Source organism: Actomonas spartinae (assembly GCF_051209155.1).
In the GTDB taxonomy this organism is placed as follows: Bacteria; Verrucomicrobiota; Verrucomicrobiia; order Opitutales; family Opitutaceae; genus Actomonas.
This window is the reverse complement of the sequence record NZ_JBPJGB010000002.1, coordinates 1,613,898-1,630,601: the sequence shown is the minus strand read 5'-3', so window position 1 is coordinate 1,630,601 and position 16,704 is coordinate 1,613,898. Positions and strand designations below refer to the sequence as shown.

General features: G+C 63.1%; 14 protein-coding genes. 5 read left to right on the top strand and 9 right to left on the bottom strand.

Translation table 11 applies throughout. The annotated features are described in order from the left end of the window. Positions 1–209: 209 nt before the first annotated feature. The gene (locus tag AC0MRV_RS14315; RefSeq protein WP_472765171.1) at positions 210–1,856 is read left to right on the top strand and encodes a hypothetical protein; all 1,647 of its coding nucleotides are present in this window, start codon (positions 210–212) and stop codon (positions 1,854–1,856) included. A gap of 75 nt (positions 1,857–1,931) precedes the next feature. On the opposite strand, the gene AC0MRV_RS14310 is transcribed toward AC0MRV_RS14315, so the two are convergent. Then, positions 1,932–2,960: a glycoside hydrolase family 5 protein gene (locus tag AC0MRV_RS14310; RefSeq protein WP_472765170.1), complete on the bottom strand. Its 1,029-nt coding sequence runs from the start codon at positions 2,958–2,960 to the stop codon at positions 1,932–1,934. Positions 2,961–3,171: 211 nt separating this feature from the next. On the opposite strand from AC0MRV_RS14310, the gene AC0MRV_RS14305 reads away from it, so the two are divergent. Continuing rightward, positions 3,172–3,735, top strand: a complete 564-nt coding sequence (locus AC0MRV_RS14305; protein ID WP_472765169.1) for a hypothetical protein — start codon at positions 3,172–3,174, stop codon at positions 3,733–3,735. A 21-nt stretch (positions 3,736–3,756) separates the two neighbouring features. Here the strand turns inward: AC0MRV_RS14305 and AC0MRV_RS14300 are convergent, their stop codons facing one another. The 3 genes from AC0MRV_RS14300 to AC0MRV_RS14290 all read right to left on the bottom strand — a co-directional run bounded on the left by AC0MRV_RS14300 (position 3,757) and on the right by AC0MRV_RS14290 (position 7,583). Further along, a complete protein-coding gene (locus AC0MRV_RS14300; RefSeq protein WP_472765168.1) occupies positions 3,757–4,269 on the bottom strand; it encodes an STAS domain-containing protein in 513 nt (170 codons plus the stop codon). Positions 4,270–4,330: 61 nt separating this feature from the next. Next, complete coding sequence (gene acnA / locus AC0MRV_RS14295; RefSeq protein WP_472765167.1) at positions 4,331–7,021, bottom strand: aconitate hydratase AcnA; 2,691 nt, start codon at positions 7,019–7,021, stop codon at positions 4,331–4,333. Positions 7,022–7,109: 88 nt separating this feature from the next. Further along, complete coding sequence (locus AC0MRV_RS14290) at positions 7,110–7,583, bottom strand: redoxin domain-containing protein (protein ID WP_472765166.1); 474 nt, start codon at positions 7,581–7,583, stop codon at positions 7,110–7,112. Between the two features lie 215 nt (positions 7,584–7,798). On the opposite strand from AC0MRV_RS14290, the gene tyrS reads away from it, so the two are divergent. The 3 genes from tyrS (at position 7,799) to AC0MRV_RS14275 (ending at position 13,109) form a co-directional block, all read left to right on the top strand. Further along, entirely contained in the window at positions 7,799–9,073 is a 1,275-nt protein-coding gene (gene tyrS, locus AC0MRV_RS14285; protein ID WP_472765165.1) for a tyrosine--tRNA ligase, read from the top strand. Between the two features lie 14 nt (positions 9,074–9,087). Then, the gene (locus AC0MRV_RS14280) at positions 9,088–10,893 is read left to right on the top strand and encodes a M3 family oligoendopeptidase (protein ID WP_472765164.1); all 1,806 of its coding nucleotides are present in this window, start codon (positions 9,088–9,090) and stop codon (positions 10,891–10,893) included. A 107-nt stretch (positions 10,894–11,000) separates the two neighbouring features. After that, positions 11,001–13,109 carry a cytochrome-c peroxidase gene (locus AC0MRV_RS14275; RefSeq protein ID WP_472765163.1) on the top strand — a complete coding sequence of 703 codons (2,109 nt, stop codon included), beginning with the start codon at positions 11,001–11,003 and terminating at the stop codon, positions 13,107–13,109. Between the two features lie 4 nt (positions 13,110–13,113). Here AC0MRV_RS14275 and AC0MRV_RS14270 read toward each other — a convergent pair whose 3' ends face one another. The 5 genes from AC0MRV_RS14270 to AC0MRV_RS14250 form a co-directional block, all read right to left on the bottom strand. Next, positions 13,114–14,286 carry a beta galactosidase jelly roll domain-containing protein gene (locus AC0MRV_RS14270; RefSeq protein ID WP_472765162.1) on the bottom strand — a complete coding sequence of 391 codons (1,173 nt, stop codon included), beginning with the start codon at positions 14,284–14,286 and terminating at the stop codon, positions 13,114–13,116. A 189-nt stretch (positions 14,287–14,475) separates the two neighbouring features. Then, a complete protein-coding gene (locus AC0MRV_RS14265) occupies positions 14,476–14,700 on the bottom strand; it encodes a hypothetical protein (protein ID WP_472765161.1) in 225 nt (74 codons plus the stop codon). A gap of 3 nt (positions 14,701–14,703) precedes the next feature. Next, positions 14,704–14,871 (bottom strand): hypothetical protein, encoded by a 168-nt coding sequence (locus tag AC0MRV_RS14260; RefSeq protein ID WP_472765160.1) that lies wholly within the window; start codon positions 14,869–14,871, stop codon positions 14,704–14,706. Positions 14,872–14,901: 30 nt separating this feature from the next. Continuing rightward, positions 14,902–15,798, bottom strand: coding sequence for an SPFH domain-containing protein (locus tag AC0MRV_RS14255; protein WP_472765159.1), 897 nt, complete (start codon positions 15,796–15,798; stop codon positions 14,902–14,904). A 187-nt stretch (positions 15,799–15,985) separates the two neighbouring features. Then, positions 15,986–16,672 carry a zinc metallopeptidase gene (locus tag AC0MRV_RS14250; RefSeq protein ID WP_472765158.1) on the bottom strand — a complete coding sequence of 229 codons (687 nt, stop codon included), beginning with the start codon at positions 16,670–16,672 and terminating at the stop codon, positions 15,986–15,988. Positions 16,673–16,704 lie beyond the last annotated feature (32 nt).

The following is a 16,704-nucleotide window of genomic DNA, read 5'->3' as shown; positions in this document are numbered from 1 at the left end:
TAGGTATATCTATCCAGGCAATTCTATTGGGTTTCGCTCGGTTAGATCGCCTATCTCCTATGCCCCCGGGATGTGCCCGCCCTCAACCCCCAAAATCTTCGTAGGCCGTGTCCCCTACTTAATTCGGATTGCGCATGTCCGGCGTTCCACATCGCCGTCTTTCCCCAAAATCGAAGGCGACTTTCCCAGCGTCAACTAACCAAAACTCGATGAAACTACTCCCAAACTCATTCGTTCGTCCGGTTTGTGCCTTGGTCTTCGGCCTTGGCGCACTTCTATCCTCGGCCAAGGCCGAATTGCAGACCCTCACCGTCCTGGGCGCCAATGGCACCATCGGCGATGTTGACCTCTACGCCGAGGCTTCGCGCGACAATGGCGTCACCTGGCAGCCCGCCTACCTTTCCGGCACCCATCCCTGGGGCCTCATCGAAGGCACCACCAGCTGGGTCAATTTTGATCCCGATAACTCCGTCGGAATCGACTCCACCACCCTCTACCGCATCCGCTTCATCGCGCCGGATGGGTGGATCGGCGAGCCGGACATCGTTGTGCAGATGAACGCCGACAACCGCGGCATCGTTGCGCTAAATGATACAGAACTCGGCACGATCGACGGCCGCGGTAACTTCACCCCGCCCGGCACCGCCCTCGTCCCGGGCCTCAACACCCTCTACCTCACCCTCGTTGACTGGGGAGGCATCGTCGGCTTCAACTACCGCATCGACATCACTGTCGACGCCGATGAGGGCTTCATCCTCGGTGAAGCCGGCGACTCCGACGTCGATGGCCTGACCGACGCCGAAGAGGAAACCCTTGGCACCGATCCGAGTAACCCCGACACCGATGGCGACGGCGTGCTCGATGGCTCCGATCCCAACCCGCTCGATCCGCGGCCGGAGTTCGAGGCCAAGATCGCCGAACTCGAACAACAGCTCGCGGATTGCGACGACCTCGTCGCTCTGCTCCAGGCCCAACTCGACGCGTGCCAAGACGACGGTGCCGCGCTGCAGGTCCAGCTTGATGCCGCCAACGCCACCATCGCTTCCTTGCAAGCGCAGTTGAACGACGCGAACGCGAACACCGCGGGCCTCGCCGCCGAGCTCAACGCCGCCAACGCCCAGATCACCGCGCTGGAGTCCGAACTCGCCGCCGCCAACAGCTCCATCACCACCCTCACGGCCCAGCTCGCTGAAGCCAACGCCGCGAACCAAGCGCTCGCGGCCGACGTCGCCAACCTCGAAGGCCAGATCACGGTGCTCACGGCCGAGAACTCCGCGCTCTCGAATCAGCTCAACCTCGCCCTCGCGGCCAACCAACACCTGAGCGCCTCGCTGGCCGCCGCCAACGCCCAGATCGACGACCTCAGCGCCCAGCTGACCGCGTGCATGGCAGACAAGGCTGACCTCGAAGCGCAGCTCGCCGCCTCCGAGGCCGCAGTCGCCAACCTCACCGCCGAGCTCGCCGCCGCCAACGCGACGATCGCCGATCAGCAACAGCAGATCCTCGGCCTCGTGCTCGATCTCGATTCGGCCAACGCCTTCATCGATGGCCTGCAAACCGAGATCGCCGCCATGGCCGGTGACATCGACGCCTACGAGGCCTACCTCCGTGTCGAGTTCCGCGACCCCGGTTTCGTGATCGCCGGCAACACCCCGGCCGAGCGTGTTGCCAATCTGGTCGCCGCCCTGCTCGAGATCAATCGTGGCCGCAACCTCGACATCTACCGCGAACTCGGCGGCGAGGTCGGTCGCCGCGACCACGGCAAATCCGACCAGAAGTCCGGCAAGCCGCATACCGGTAAATCGGGCAAAAAGTCCGACAAGAAATCTGCCAAGAACGGCAAGGGTCGAGGCTGATCCAGCACCTCCGCCCCATCGCAAGAAGCCCGCTCCGGAACGGAGCGGGCTTCTTTGTTTACGAGAGGTCGCAACTCAGCGCTCGTTCAACTCGAGCATCTTGGCGCGGAAGAACTCACCCTGTTTGCTCGGGGTGTAGTCCCAGTCGAGCAGGAGATTCGGCGTCCACAACGGATCAAACACCCACGGCGTCCAGGAGATGCCGCGCTCTTCGAAGAACTTGATGATCGCCTCGCCGTAAACCTCGTCACCGATCACCGGCACATGCGAACCGCGCTCACCCTCGCTCATGAAGCCAAACTCAGTCGCGACCAGCGGATACTTCTCCGCCACGAAACCCCAGATCTGTTCCCAGTTATACTCCCAGTTTGTCCGCGACTTTTGCGGGTAAGGATGCACCACATAACCGATGCCGTCGGCCTCGATCGGCTCACGCAGCACATTGCGCAGATCGTAGCCCCAGTTGAAGCCGGCCACGATGGGCACCGCCCCCTCATCGATGTGCTTGATCATGTAAATCAGGTCTTCGATGAAAGCCTTGTATTCGCCCCATGGCATGCGGCCAAAGGCGCCGTTGCGGTTGGTGGGTTCATTCCACAGCTCGTAAAGCGCGACCGTGGGATTGCCCCGATAGCGGCTGGCGATGGTGTGCCAGAAACGGAATGTCTCGTCCCGCGACGTAATGTAGTCAGGTCCGTGAAACACGCCCGTCAGCGGATTGCCGATGGTGTGCCAGTCGATGATGACATACATATCCAGCTCGGCCGACCAACGCACGGCGTCATCGAGCATCGCGAGATACTGCTTCTCGCCCAGCGCCCGCCAATGCGCCGGATGGATCGGGATGCGCACGAGGTTCGCGCCCCAGCTCTTTGCCGCCTCGAAGTAGGGCCGTCCCCACACTCCGCGATCGAGGAGCGAGGCGGGATCCGAGAACGCCAGCCCGCGGAACACCACCGTCTCGCCTGCCTCGTTCACGAAGCGATTGCCGTCGACCGAGATGAAGGACTGCACCGAAGCGGACTCCATCGCCTCCGGGCGATCGCTGAAGGTCGGTTCAGCCGCGCGCAGGGACGAAACGGCCAGGAGAAGCGTCGCAGTCATGGAGACCACGACCCGCGGGGGGTAAAGGCATCGAAAACTCACGCACTTGGGATTGGGCAATCCCGCGATCTGTTCAACCTCGATCAAAGGTTTTCATTTCCGCTCCCGAAATTACCTGACGGGCCTCACACCGGTTCGGTTTTTGAACGAGTAGCACCGGCGTAATCGACAGCCCGATCCGCAGCCTTCACCTTCCAGCTTTCATCCGGCCATGCCCCGTCCCTTCGTTGAACTGATCGCCCTGTGTAGTTGCGCCTTGCTTTTCAGCGGCTGTGAAACGCCGCCATCCCTCGCTTCGGACCGCCCGCAGGCCTCCCTCGGCACCGGCGCACGCCCCTTCTCTCCGACCGAAGAGTCCGTGATCGCGGCCGCCATCCGGTCCTGGCATGGGGAACACGCGGCCGAGGGCATGATGTATGAACTCGATCGATACGATCGGCGTATTCGGCGCAACCTGCGCAACGCCGTGCGTGACCTGTGTCCGCCGTTGCCCCCCGCGATCGACCGGGAAGATGCCACGCTCTTTACCGTTTCCGTCGACCAAGCCGATCTCCCTCTCGGCAACTACGCCTACGCGGTCATCCGCATCGGCAACCGTTTTGACACCCAAAAATTCGCCTACGTCTACGAATACCGGGAGGAGAAGTGGGAATTGTTGGATCAATACCTGGTGACGCAGGGCCTCATGGAATCGGCGCTCATCGACTTCAGCTGGAAGGCCTATTGCGAACAAAAAGGCATCGCGATGCCCGCCAGCGCCACCGACGACGCGTAGGCCGGATGGTCAACAAGCGCCCTACTCTTCCCCAAGCTGCTGCTTGAGGATGTCCATCACGTCGCGGAACTTGGCCTCGTTGCCTTCATCGGCCGCGATCAGGTTCTTGTGCATGTCGAGCACCATGCGGGCCGCCTCGATCTGATCGGTCGCCTTGGCGCCCTGCAGGGAAGAGGCCGCGGCGGTGTTGGCGGGTTTGGCCGCACCGTCATCGACGGTCAGGAGCCGCGTGAGACCGAGGTTCTTGATCAACTCGGCGTTGCGCTCATTCAGGTTGCACACCACCACGGAGCCGCGCGGATCCGTGCGGCGCAGTTCCAACGCGGTGCCGGCGAGCAGGCCCAAGAAGGTGCTGTCCATGCCGGTGCAGGCTTCGAAATCGATGACGAAGTTTCGTTTGCCAGCGTTGATGGCGTTCTCGAGGAACTCTTTGACGCGGGAGCAATTCTGGAACGAGGCCTTCCCCTCGATGCGAAGCGCAACAGGCTCGGAGTCGGGGTTGACCAGAAAGCGGGTTTCGGAGGCGGACGACACGGGATGGGACGAGCAAAAAAAGGCCGGAGAGCGGGGCACGCTCTCCGGCAGATTGAAGAAATCAGTTACGAGCGATGATTTGTCGCAGCACGTAGCAAAGGATGCCGCCGTGTTGGTAATAATCGACTTCGATGGGCGTATCGATGCGACAGGTGACGGTCACGTCTTCCGAGGCGCCATCCGCCCGCGTGATGCGCAGGGTCAGATCCTGCTGCGGCTTTACGTCCGGCGAAAGGCCGATTACGTCGAAGACCTCCGTGCCATCGAGGCCGAGGGTTTTCGCGCTGGTGCCTTCCTTGAACTGGAGTGGCAGCACGCCCATACCGACGAGGTTGGAGCGGTGAATGCGTTCGAACGATTCGGCGACCACGGCTTTCACGCCGAGGAGGTTGGTGCCCTTGGCCGCCCAGTCGCGGGAGGAGCCGGTGCCGTATTCCTGGCCGGCAATGACGATGAGGGGCGTGCCACGCTCCTTGTAAGTCATGGCCGCGTCGTAGATCGACATCTCGGTGCCTTCGGGCTGGAGCTTGGTGTAACCACCCTCCTTCGGCGCAACCATGAGGTTCTTGATGCGCACGTTGGCAAAGGTGCCGCGCGTCATGATGAGGTCGTTGCCGCGACGGGAACCGTAGGAGTTGAAGTCAGCGAACTCGACGCCGGCTTCAGTGAGGAAGCGACCGGCGGGGGAGTCCTTCTTGATCGCGCCGGCCGGAGAGATGTGGTCGGTCGTAACCGAGTCGCCGAAGATGCCCATCGGGCGGGCGCCCTTGATCTCAGCGATGGTGCCGGGCTCGAGCGAGAAGTCGGTGAAGAACGGCGGCTCCTGAATGTAGGTCGACTCGCGGTCCCAGTCGTAAACGTTGCCCACGGAGGATGGGATCTCGTTCCACTTCGGGTTCTGTGACGTGAAGTCGCTGTAGAGCGCCTTGAAGACCTCGGGCTTGAGGGCGGAGGCCATCTGGTCGCGAATCTCACCGAGGGTCGGCCACAGGTCCTTCAGGTAAACATCGTTGCCGTCCTTGTCTTGGGCGATCGGCTCGCTGGACATGTCGAGGTCAACGCGACCGGCCAGCGCAAAGGCGACGACCAACGGCGGCGACATGAGGAAGTTGGACTTGATGTTCTGGTGAACGCGGGCCTCGAAATTGCGGTTACCGGAGAGCACCGAAGCGGCGACGAGATCGTTGTCGACGACGCCCTTTTCGATCGCGGGATCAAGCGGACCGGAGTTGCCGATGCAGGTCGTGCAGCCGTAACCGACGGTCTGGAAACCGAGCTGATCGAGGTAGGGTTGCAGGCCGGTCTTGTCGAGGTAGTCGGTGACCACGCGCGAACCGGGCGCGAGCGAGGATTTCACCAGCGGGTTCACCGTGAGGCCGCGCTCGACCGCCTTCTTGGCGAGCAGGCCGGCGGCGAGCATGACGCTCGGGTTCGACGTATTGGTGCAGCTCGTGATAGCCGCGATCAAAACGCTGCCGTGGCCGAGCTTGGTGTCCTTGACCTCGGTCGAAACGGTGCCGAGGTCCTCCGCCTTTTTGCCGAAACCGCCATCGGCGGCGGGCTTGGCGAAGGTATTGGTGAACGACTCCTTGAGCTTCGGCAGTTCGATGCGGTCCTGCGGACGCTTCGGGCCGGCGACGGACGGAACGACCTTTGAGAGATCGAGTTCGACGTCGACGGAGTAGTCGATCGAACCCTTCTCCGGGATGCCCCACAGGCCTTGCGCCTTGTAGTAAGCTTCGTAGAGGGCGACGTGTTCCTCGGGACGACCGGTGCCGCGCAGGTAGATCGAGGTCTCTTCGTCGATCGGGAAGAAGCCCATCGTGGCGCCGTATTCCGGAGCCATGTTGGCGATGGTCGCGCGGTCGACCAAGGGCAGCGCCTTGGCGCCCGGACCGTAGAATTCGACGAACTTGCCAACCACCTTGTGCTTGCGCAGCAGCTCCGTGATGGTGAGCGCCAGGTCGGTGGCGGTGACGCCTTCCTGCAGTGAACCGGTGAGGTGCACACCCACGACGTCGGGCGTGAGGAAATAGACGGGCTGACCGAGCATGCCGGCCTCGGCCTCAATACCGCCCACGCCCCAACCCACGACGCCAAGGCCGTTGATCATGGTGGTGTGGGAGTCGGTGCCGACGAGGGTGTCGGGATAATAGGTGCCGTTGGCATCCTTGAGCACGCCCTTGGCGAGATACTCGAGGTTGACCTGGTGCACGATGCCGATGCCCGGGGGCACGACCTTGAACGTATCAAAAGCCTGCATACCCCACTTCACGAACTGGTAGCGCTCGCGGTTGCGCTTGAACTCGAGCTCGAGGTTCTGGGCCAACGCTTCGGCGGAACCGGCGAAATCCACCTGCACCGAGTGGTCGACCACGAGGTCCACCGGCACCAGCGGTTCGATGATCTTTGAATCCTTACCCAACTTGTCGACGGCCGAGCGCATGGCGGCGAGGTCGACGAGAAGCGGCACCCCGGTGAAGTCCTGCAACACGATGCGGGCAACCACGAACGGCACCTCCGCGCTGCGGGCGGCCTTGGCCTCCCACCCCGCGAGGGCGGCCACCGCCTCCTCGGTCACGCGCTTCCCATCGCAATTGCGCAACAGCGACTCGAGCACGATACGGATCGAGACCGGCAGGCGGTCGATCGCGTAACCGGCGTCTTTGAGCGCGGGCAGCGAGTAGAAAGCGTGCGAGGCACCGTTGGCGTCGAAGGTGCTCCGGGTATTGAACGGATTCGGAAGGCTCATGTGGTTCTAAAACGGGATGCGTAAACGAAAGAAAAGGTCGTCGGGCTCATCGGCGCCGACGACCCGTCGGCGAAGCGGGACGAACCGCTTATTCGGCGAGCGCGGCCTTGACCGCCTCGAAGTTCGGCAGCTCGGTCGGGGCCGGGGTCTGCTCGGCGTATTTGATCGTGCCGTCCTTGCCGATGACGAAGGCCGCGCGGGCGGAGGTGTCACCGATGCCGGCGAGGCCCGGGAACACAACGTCGTAGGCCTTGGTGACCTCTTTGTTCAGGTCGGAGACGAGCTTGATCGAAATGTTGTTGGCCTTGGCCCAGGCCTCCTGCGCGAAGGGGCTGTCGACGCTTACGCCGATCACGTCGGCGCCAAGGTCCGCGTATTGCGAGAGACCCGCGGTCACATCGCAGAACTCCTGCGTGCACACACCCGTGAAGGCCAGGGGGAAGAACAGCAACACGGTCGACTTGGAACCGATGTTGTCGCTCAACTTCACGTCCACCAGACCGTCGGCGGTCTTGCTCTTGAGGGTGAAATCGGGGGCGGCGGATCCTACGGCAATGGGCATGATGATAAAGGGATGAGAGGTTAGGGTTGGCTCTCGACGCGAGGGGCGACGAAAAGGACCCCGAAGCTACGTAGCGCCCTCGGATCGTCGCAATCCGTTTTTACGAATAGAAGCCGCTCTATTTTTTGCCTTCGTCTTCGCATTAGCAGGCCTGACTCGCCCGCACTTCCCCCTTGCCCCGCCCCGCGCAGCGACGCTTTTTGTCCGTTTCGCCCATGAACATCCTCGAAGAGCTCCAATGGCGCGGCCTCTACGCCGACTGCACCGACCAAGCTGCGCTGACCGAGCGCCTGGCCCAGGGGCCCATCACGCTCTACGCCGGTTTCGATCCCACCGCCGACAGCCTGCACGTCGGCAACCTCGTGCCTTTGCTCGCGCTCAAGCGCTTCCAGGACCACGGCCACCATCCCATTGCCCTCGCGGGCGGTGCCACCGGCATGATCGGCGATCCCTCCGGCAAATCCTCCGAGCGCAACCTGCAAACGCCCGAGCAGGTCACCGCCAACATCGCCGCCATTAAAGATCAGCTCGCGAAGTTCCTCAAATTCGACGGCGTCGCCAATCCCGCCCGGCTCGTCGACAACGCTTCGTGGACCGCGCCCTTCAGCTTCCTCGATTTCCTCCGCGACATCGGAAAACATTTTCCGGTCAACCTCATGCTGGCGAAGGACAGCGTGCGGACCCGGCTCGAAGAAGGCGGCATCAGCTACACCGAATTCAGCTACATGCTGCTGCAGGCGCACGACTTTCACCACCTCCGCCAAACGGTGGACTGTGAGCTCCAAGTCGGCGCGACCGACCAATGGGGCAACATCACCGCCGGCACCGAACTCATCCGCCGCAAATCCGGCGCGACCGCCTGGGGCCTCACCTTCCCACTCCTCACCAAGTCCGACGGCACCAAATACGGCAAAAGCGCCAGCGGCGCCGTCTGGCTCGATCCCAAGCGCACCACCCCCTACCGCTTCTACCAGTTCTTCATGCAGGCCGAGGACGCCGATGTCATCAAACTGCTCAAAGTCCTCACCTTCCTACCCAAGGAAGAGATCGACGCGCTCGAAGAAGAGCTCGCCGCCAACCCCGGCGCCCGCGCCGCCCAGAAAGCCCTCGCCCAAGCGGTCACCACGCTGGTGCACGGTGAAGCCGTCTGCGCCGACGCCATGCGTGCCTCCACCATCATGTTTGGCGGCGGCCTCGAGGGCATCAGCGAAGCCGTATTCGAGGACGTTGTCGGCGAAGTTCCGACCACCGACGTGAGCGCCGATCTTTTTGCCGGCGAGGGCACCAACCTCATCGACGTCGTCGTCACCGCGAATCTCTGCCCATCAAAGGGTCAGGCTCGCAAAGACATCCCGGCCGGCGGCATCTACGTGAACAACGAGCGCAGCGCCGACATCGCCCGCAACCTCACCACCGCCGACCTTCTCTTCGGCAAGTATCTCCTGCTCCGCAAGGGCAAGCGCAACTACGCCGTCCTGCGCGTCAGCTAACCCAGCCCACCGCCATGGCCACGCCCGCCACCACCTGGACCCTCGAAAGCTACTTCCCCGCCTTCGACGGGCCGGAATACCGCGCCTTTTTGGCGGCGCTCGAAGCCGACCTCGCCAAGCACCTCGAAGCCGCCAGCACCACCGCCCCGCTTGACGCCACCAACGCCGACACTTGGGTGCAGCATTTCCTCGCTGGGGAAAACCTCGGTGCGCGTCTCGGCCACCTGAGCTCCTACCTCGGTTGTCTTGGCGCCGCCGATGCCGCCAACGAGGCCTACCAAAGCGCCGACGCCAAACTGGCCCAGTTCTACGCCGGCCACAGCAAACTCACCACCGCCGTCGAACGCGGATTCCGCGACGCCACCGACGAAGCCTGGCAGGCCTTCCTCGCCGACGAGCGTCTCGCCGACGCCGCGCACACCGCCGGCCGTCTGCGCACCGCCGCGCAACAGCGCATGAGCGCCGAATCCGAGTCGCTCGCCGCCGATCTCGGCGTCGATGGCATCAGCGCCTGGGGCCGCCTCTACGACACCCTCACGGGCAAGATGAGTTTCGAGCTCACCTGGCCCGACGGCAAAACCGAGACCGTGCCGATGTCACAACGTCGCTCACTGCTCAACCACGCCGACCGCCGCGTGCGTGCGGCCACCTTCGAGTCGAGCAATCGCGTCTGGCAGGCCAACGAAGACACCCTCGGCGCCGCCCTCAACGCCATCGCCGGCACCCGCCACACCCTTTACGGCCGTCGCGGCCAGGATCACTTCCTCGATGCCCCGCTGCACGACGCCGCGCTTTCCCGTGCCAGCCTCGACGCAATGATGGAGGCGATCAAAACCCACGCCGACGTCGGTCGCCGCATCCTTCGCCTCAACGCCAAGCTTCAAGGCACGCCCACCCTCGCTTGGTATGACCTCTCCGCCCCGCAGCTGAAGGACACGTTGCCCACCCTCGACTGGCCGCGCGCCACCTCCCTCGTCGACTCCGCCTTCGGCGCCGCCTACCCCGACCTCCAGACCTACTTCCGGCATATGCTGGAACACCGCTGGATCGAATCGGAAAAGCGTCCCAACAAACGCGCCGGTGCCTTCGCCACCGGCTCCGCCCTCACCCGCGAAGAGCGTATCTACATGACCTTCGGCGGCACCATGGAGGACGTGACCACCCTCGCCCACGAGGCGGGCCACACCTGGCACTCGCACCTGCTCAACAAGCTTCGGCCGTGCGCGCAGGACTACCCGATGACGCTCGCGGAAACCGCTTCGACCTTCGCGGAAAAGATCCTCTTCGACGGCCTGCTCGCCGATCCCAACCTCGAGCCCGCCCAACGCGCCTTCCTCACCTCACAGGTCGTGTCGCATGCCCCGTCCTACCTGCTCGATATTCCGGTGCGCTTCGCCTTCGAGTCGGCCTTCTACGCCGAGCGAAAGCACGGACTCGTGCCCGTGAGCCGGATCAAGGAGCTCATGGTGTCGGCCCAGCGCGAGATCTTCGGCGATATCCTCGAAGTCGGCGGCGAAGACCCGTGGTTCTGGGCCTCGAAGCTCCATTTCTACATCACCGAGCTCTCGTTCTACAATTTCCCCTACACCTTCGGCTTCCTGCTCAGCTCCGCGCTGTATCAGGAGTTTAAACACGAGGGCGCCGCCTTTCTGCCGCGCTACGAAAAGTTCCTCAGCCTCACCGGCCGCGCCACCTGCGAGGAGGTCGTGCGCCAGTCCCTCGGTCGCGACCTCACCGATCCCGCCTTCTGGGCCGAGGCCATCAACGCGATCAACCCACAGGTCGACGCCTACGAGGCCGCGGTCAACGCGCTGTCCTGAGGCAAAAATCGCTCGGTTTATTAAGCTCATGTAAAGGCGGAGCGCCGTTTGGTTAAGCCGGGGTAAAACCCGGAACGTCAGCAGGTTTTGATGCGTCTTCCGCGCATATGAGACCTCGTGCTGCCTGTTTCCCCATATCCGCCGCCCTGTTCCTGGCCGCCCCGCTCGCGGCCGAGCTGGTGCCTGCTCTCCCGGAGCTGCCGTCCAACTACGCCGACATCGCGCTGCCGGAACATTACACCCAGAACCAAATCCCCGGAAACTCCCCCTTCCAGAGTGCCGCCGTCGCCAACGACAGCACGCCCGCCGACAACCCGATCACCGATGACGGCGCGACGCTCGGCCGGGTGCTCTTCTACGACACCAAACTCAGCGCCAACGGCACCGTGGCCTGCGCCTCCTGCCACATCCAGGCCAACGGCTTCGGCGACACCCGTCGCCTGAGCCTCGGTTTCGAGGGCGGCACCACCCGCCGCCATTCGATGGGGCTGACCAACGCCATCTTCAACGACTCCGGCAAATACTTCTGGGACGAGCGCGCCGCCACCCTTGAGGACCAGGTGCTTAAACCCTTCCAGGACGAGGTCGAGATGGGACTCACGCTCGAAGAGCTCGTATCCATTGTTTCCGCACAGGACTACTACCCCGAGCTCTTTACCCACGCCTTCGGCGACGCCACCATCGACGCCGACCGCATCGCCCGCGCCCTCGCGCAGTTCGTGCGCAGCATGGTGAGTGTGAACAGCCGCTACGACCAGGGTCGCGCCACGGTCGAAAGCCCCCTCGCCCCCTTTCCCAATTTCACCGACCAGGAGAACCTCGGTAAAAACCTCTTCTATGGCGTCAACCGCCGCGGCCCTTCCTGCGTCGATTGCCACGTCACGGAGGCCTTCATCAGCCCCGGGCTGCTCACGCCGCACGCCAGCGCAACCACCGGCGCGACCAACAACGGACTCGATCGTGTTTCGACGGACGACCTCGGTATCTCCGAGACCACCGGCAACGTCGACGACACCGGTCGCTTCCGCGTCCCGTCACTGCGCAACATCGCGGTCCGCGCGCCCTTCATGCACGACGGTCGCTTCAACACCTTGCAGGAAGTCCTTGTCTTCTATGACCGCCAGATCCAACCCCACGATCAACTCGCCGACATCCTCGTGACACCCGACGGTCGACCCGCACGCATTCTGCTCAACAACAACGAGCGCAACGCGTTGGTCGCCTTCCTCAATACGCTCACCGATGAAACGCTCCTAACCGACGCGAAGTTCAGCGATCCATTCGTGGAGGTCGAAGTTCCGGCGGAAGACCCGGTGGTCGACACACCGACCGAGCCCATCCTCGAACCCGACCCGACTCCGGTCGTGGAACCCGACCCCGCTCCGCCCCCCCCGCGTGCCTTGTTGGCCAACGTGTCGAGCCGCGCGCACGTCGCGGCCGGCACAGGCCGCTTGGTTTCCGGTTTTGTGGTCACCGGCGACGCGCCAAAGAATCTGCTCATTCGTGGTGTGGGCCCCTCTCTCGGTAACTACGGTGTCAGCTCTCCCCTCGCGGCGCCATCCCTGCAGCTCTTTGCCGGCGGCGAAGAAATTGCCCGCGCCGGTCGCCTGAGCGACCAAGCGAACTTCGACCAAATCATCGCCGCGTCGAATCGCCTCGGCGCCTTCACGCTCGACGTCGCCGGCGAAGACAGCGCGCTGCTCGTCACCGTCCCGCCGGGCGTTTACTCCGCCCACCTGGTCAACAACGGCGGCACGGAAGGCACGGGCTTGATCGAAATCTACGACGCCGATCGACCACGCCGGGGTCCGCGCAGTCTTTTGGCCAACCTTTCGGTGAGCGCTGAAGTCACGCGCGACGGAGAGCTGCTCGTGCCTGGTTTTGTCGTCGCCGGTGACGCCCCGCGCACCTTTCTCATTCGCGCCATCGGTCCCACCCTCGCCGATTTCGGGGTGACCAACGCCCTCAATAATCCACGATTTCAAGTCATCGCGAATGGCGCGACCGTCGTGACCAACGACAACTGGAGCGAGGCCGGCAACGCCGCCCAAACTGAGGACGCCACCCAGCAGGTCGGTGCCTTCGCCCTCCCCTCCGGTAGTCGCGACGCCGCCACCACCGTGGCACTGCCACCCGGCAACTACTCGATCCTCGTCGAGAGCGCCGACGGTTCCAACGGGCTCGCGGTGGTGGAGATCTACGCGATCGAAAACTAGCGGCCTAGGATCGCCCCAGCAGCCAGTTCCACACCCGCGACCAGGAGTCATTCGCCTGGTCGCGCTCAGCTACGTAGCGCGCCCAGTCCGTGGCGCGCATGATGCCGACCGGTCCATGCACGATCCCGCCTCGCCCATGCTCGTCCTGCACGCGCACCGCGAGCAGGTTGCGGCTGCCGTCGCTCCGCAAGAGCGCGGATGAAAAGGGGTAGACGCGACGATGATTCCAAACCTCTTCCACGCCGCTTTCCGCCGTGGTTGTGCCAATCAATTCACCGTTCAAATAGGTTTCATCGGTGTCATCAATTACCCCGAGCACGAGCACCAAGTCTTCGCGTTCACCGACCACGGCAGGCGTCGCGAAAGGGATCTGATACCACAACACACCGTCGAACCCGGCCCGGCCTTGATCCTCCCAATTGCCCGGCACCACCACCGCCGTGCCAGCATCTTCCCCCGGCAGACTGGTCCGATACTCCGCACGATCGTCGCGGCTGAGCGACCACTCTCCCTGCAGGTCAATCAACGGGGCCGGCAAGGACTGCACCATCAACGCCGGCGTCCCGTCGACCAAACCACCTTCCAGTCGCTCATCCCACACCCGCACCGCCAGCACATTTTGCTCTCCCAGTCGCAGCAAACCTCGCGGCACTTCATAATGGCGCTCCACGTCCCACGCGGCGGAGCCGCCGGCCGCCATGCTGCCACGGCCACCGATGTATTCACCATTCAACCACACTTGGTCCGAGTCATCGATGCGTCCGAGGCGCAGGTAGACCGTTCCATCCGGCAAAACAGTCGGGACGGCGAACCGGCAACGATACCACGCCAAGCCGTCGTAGCCGGCGAAGCCTTCGTCCTCCCAGGATTGATCGACCTCAATCTCGGCCCAGTCGGAATCGTCCAAACCGGCTCCCGACCACGCCAGATCGTCGCCCGTGCGAAAGCGCCACCCCTCGGCCATGGGAACCACGCGCTCGGCGGCGGCCGGCAGGTAAAAGTCTTCGGCGGTGGCACGCCACGCGGAGACCGCGGAACCCGCGCCGTCACCGTCATCAAAGAAACCGAAGAACATCCCACTCAGTCCGCTGACGACCGCGGCCAAGGTCGTAACGGCGACAACTCGGGGATTCTTCTGCCCACAACCGGCGGACGCGGAGTTTGATTTCAGTATCATAGCTACTTCTCTCCGTTCGAATTAGGCGCAGACTGTCCACCGCCCTTTCGGCGGCGCACCGCATCACGCAGCAGGTATTCAATCTGCCCGTTCACACTACGCATTTCCTGATGCGCCCATGCTTCGATCTCTGCCCAGAGCTTGGGATCGACGCGCATCAAAAAGGACTTTTTGCCGGGACTTGCCATATTAGAAGGGCCGGCCGGTCGGACCGAAAAAACCACCTATCGTGGGCGAAAAATGTTCCACCGGCGCATCCACAGACGCGTGCACGGTGGCGGCGTTTCCCGCGAGCACGGCGATGCCCCAACTCAACAGCAAGGCCAACAGCGCCAGGCGCAGCACGATGCCGCGCGCGCTCCAGCACGCCGGCATCAGCCACGGTTCCAGCCACACTCGCAGGGAACTGACCATGACTTATTTGTCCTTGTAGACGGCCTGGCACAGCAGCGTGCCGGACATCGTCACGCCGCCAATCGGCTTCCAGCCGCGCGTGATCGCTTGGTTCACTTCCTTGGTGAGCGTATCGATGGCCTTCTTGTGCGAGAAACCCATCGTGACGGTGATGACTTGGTAGGAATCCATTCGTGTATCCTTTTCGCTGAGGATTTCGTTTTAGCTGTAGAGCGTGCCGGTGTTCACCACCGGGTGAACCTCGCTCTCGCCGCAGAGCACGACCAGGAGGTTGGAGATCATCGACGCCTTGCGTTCCGCATCGAGGTCGATGACGCCCTTGGATTCGAGTTCGACCAGAGCCATCTCGACCATGCCCACCGCACCCTGCACGATCTTGGTGCGGGCGGCGATGATGGCCTCGGCCTGCTGGCGACGCAGCATCGCCTGGGCGATTTCCGGGGCGTAGGCGAGATGGGTCAGCCGGGCTTCCTCGACCTCGACGCCGGCCTTATCAAGGCGCGCCTGCAGCTCGATCGTGAGCGCCTCGGCCACCGCATCGGCGGAAGCGCGCAAGGTCATCTCCTCGTCGTCTCCACCATCGTAGGCGTAACCGCTGGCGAGGTGGCGCACGGCCGACTCACTCTGCACCGCGACGAAGTGTTCGTATTGATCCACGTCGAAGACCGCCTGAGCGGTGTCGCGCACCCGCCAGACAACGACGGCGGCGATCTCGATCGGGTTGCCCCGTTTGTCATTCACCTTGAGCTTGTCGCCATTGAGGTTGCGGGAACGCAACGACACCTTTTGGCGCTTCATGAAAGGGTTGGTCCAGAAGAAGCCACTGGTGCGCACGGTGCCCTTGTAGGAACCGAAAAGGATCAGCACGGCGGCTTCGTTGGGCTGCAACGTGAAGAATCCGCAACTTGTCAAAATGGCGGCCAGCAGCAGAAGGACGCCGAGGACTGCAAACAGCGGGACATGAGCGACCGCCGTGGCGATGAAAAGGGCCACTACTCCGAGATAGGAAAAGAGGTTGATGACCAGGAACGCCCAACCACTGGCCGCCGATACGCGGTTCTCGTGGTTGGTCGAAGAGGAGGTGTCGTTTGAGTTCATGATTTGGTATTAACGATTTCAAAGTGATATCACTTTTATATCGCCGGTCAATCGGGAACTCGTCGGCTTACAAACGTGCTGGAGCGGTGTAATGGGCCCAGGTCGCGCCGGGCGGAGATCGCCCAAACGAAAAACCGGTGACGCCGCCAGGCATCACCGGTCGAAAGAAAGGAAACAGCCGGAATACTCAGTCGCGCCGACCGTTCAGCAGCATCAGGATATACATGAGGTAGGCCAACGAGGAGGCGAAGGCCGCCACGTAGGTCAGTCCGGCCGCATCGAGGGTTTGATGCACGCCGTCCATCTCGTCCTCATCGACAATGCCGAGGTTCACCAACTGGGCCTTCGCACGACGGCTGGCGTCATACTCGACTGGCAGCGTGATGAACTGGAACAAGCAGATCACGCCCAGCGCGATGGCGCCGAAGAGCAGCAACTTCCCGCCGAGCGCGGTCGAAGCGAGGAAGATACCGCCGATCAAGGCGAAGTTCGCTACACCGGAGGCGATCTGAGTCGCGGGCGCCAGCGTCTGGCGCAGCGTCATCATGGAATAACCCACCTTGTGCTGAATGGCGTGCCCGGCTTCGTGCGCGGCGACGCCGAGCGCAGCGAGGCTGGTGCCGTGGTAGTTCTGTTGGGACAAGGCGAGGCGCTTGTTGATCGGATCGTAGTGGTCGGTGAGTTCACCGGGCACCTGCACAATCTCCACATCGTGGATACCGGCCGAACTCATCACCGCCTGCGCGGCTTCGTAGCCGGTGATGCGCCCGCGGGAAGGGATGCGCACGTTCTTGTTGTAGGCGTTGCGAATCTTCGACTGCGCGTAAAAGCCGAAGAGCATCGGCCCGATCATGATCAGAATCCAAATAAGCATGGTGGAAAGGGGGTTGAGTTGAAGATCCCGAT

Coding starts and splice junctions, on each gene's coding strand:
- tyrS (WP_472765165.1), top strand. CDS start 7,799: ATGAACATCCTCGAAGAGCTCCAATGGCGCGGCCTCTACGCCGACTGC.
- AC0MRV_RS14310 (WP_472765170.1), bottom strand. CDS start 2,960: ATGACTGCGACGCTTCTCCTGGCCGTTTCGTCCCTGCGCGCGGCTGAA.
- AC0MRV_RS14265 (WP_472765161.1), bottom strand. CDS start 14,700: ATGGTCAGTTCCCTGCGAGTGTGGCTGGAACCGTGGCTGATGCCGGCG.
- AC0MRV_RS14275 (WP_472765163.1), top strand. CDS start 11,001: ATGAGACCTCGTGCTGCCTGTTTCCCCATATCCGCCGCCCTGTTCCTG.
- AC0MRV_RS14255 (WP_472765159.1), bottom strand. CDS start 15,798: ATGAACTCAAACGACACCTCCTCTTCGACCAACCACGAGAACCGCGTA.
- AC0MRV_RS14315 (WP_472765171.1), top strand. CDS start 210: ATGAAACTACTCCCAAACTCATTCGTTCGTCCGGTTTGTGCCTTGGTC.
- AC0MRV_RS14260 (WP_472765160.1), bottom strand. CDS start 14,871: ATGGATTCCTACCAAGTCATCACCGTCACGATGGGTTTCTCGCACAAG.
- AC0MRV_RS14250 (WP_472765158.1), bottom strand. CDS start 16,672: ATGCTTATTTGGATTCTGATCATGATCGGGCCGATGCTCTTCGGCTTT.
- acnA (WP_472765167.1), bottom strand. CDS start 7,021: ATGAGCCTTCCGAATCCGTTCAATACCCGGAGCACCTTCGACGCCAAC.
- AC0MRV_RS14270 (WP_472765162.1), bottom strand. CDS start 14,286: ATGATACTGAAATCAAACTCCGCGTCCGCCGGTTGTGGGCAGAAGAAT.
- AC0MRV_RS14280 (WP_472765164.1), top strand. CDS start 9,088: ATGGCCACGCCCGCCACCACCTGGACCCTCGAAAGCTACTTCCCCGCC.
- AC0MRV_RS14290 (WP_472765166.1), bottom strand. CDS start 7,583: ATGCCCATTGCCGTAGGATCCGCCGCCCCCGATTTCACCCTCAAGAGC.
- AC0MRV_RS14305 (WP_472765169.1), top strand. CDS start 3,172: ATGCCCCGTCCCTTCGTTGAACTGATCGCCCTGTGTAGTTGCGCCTTG.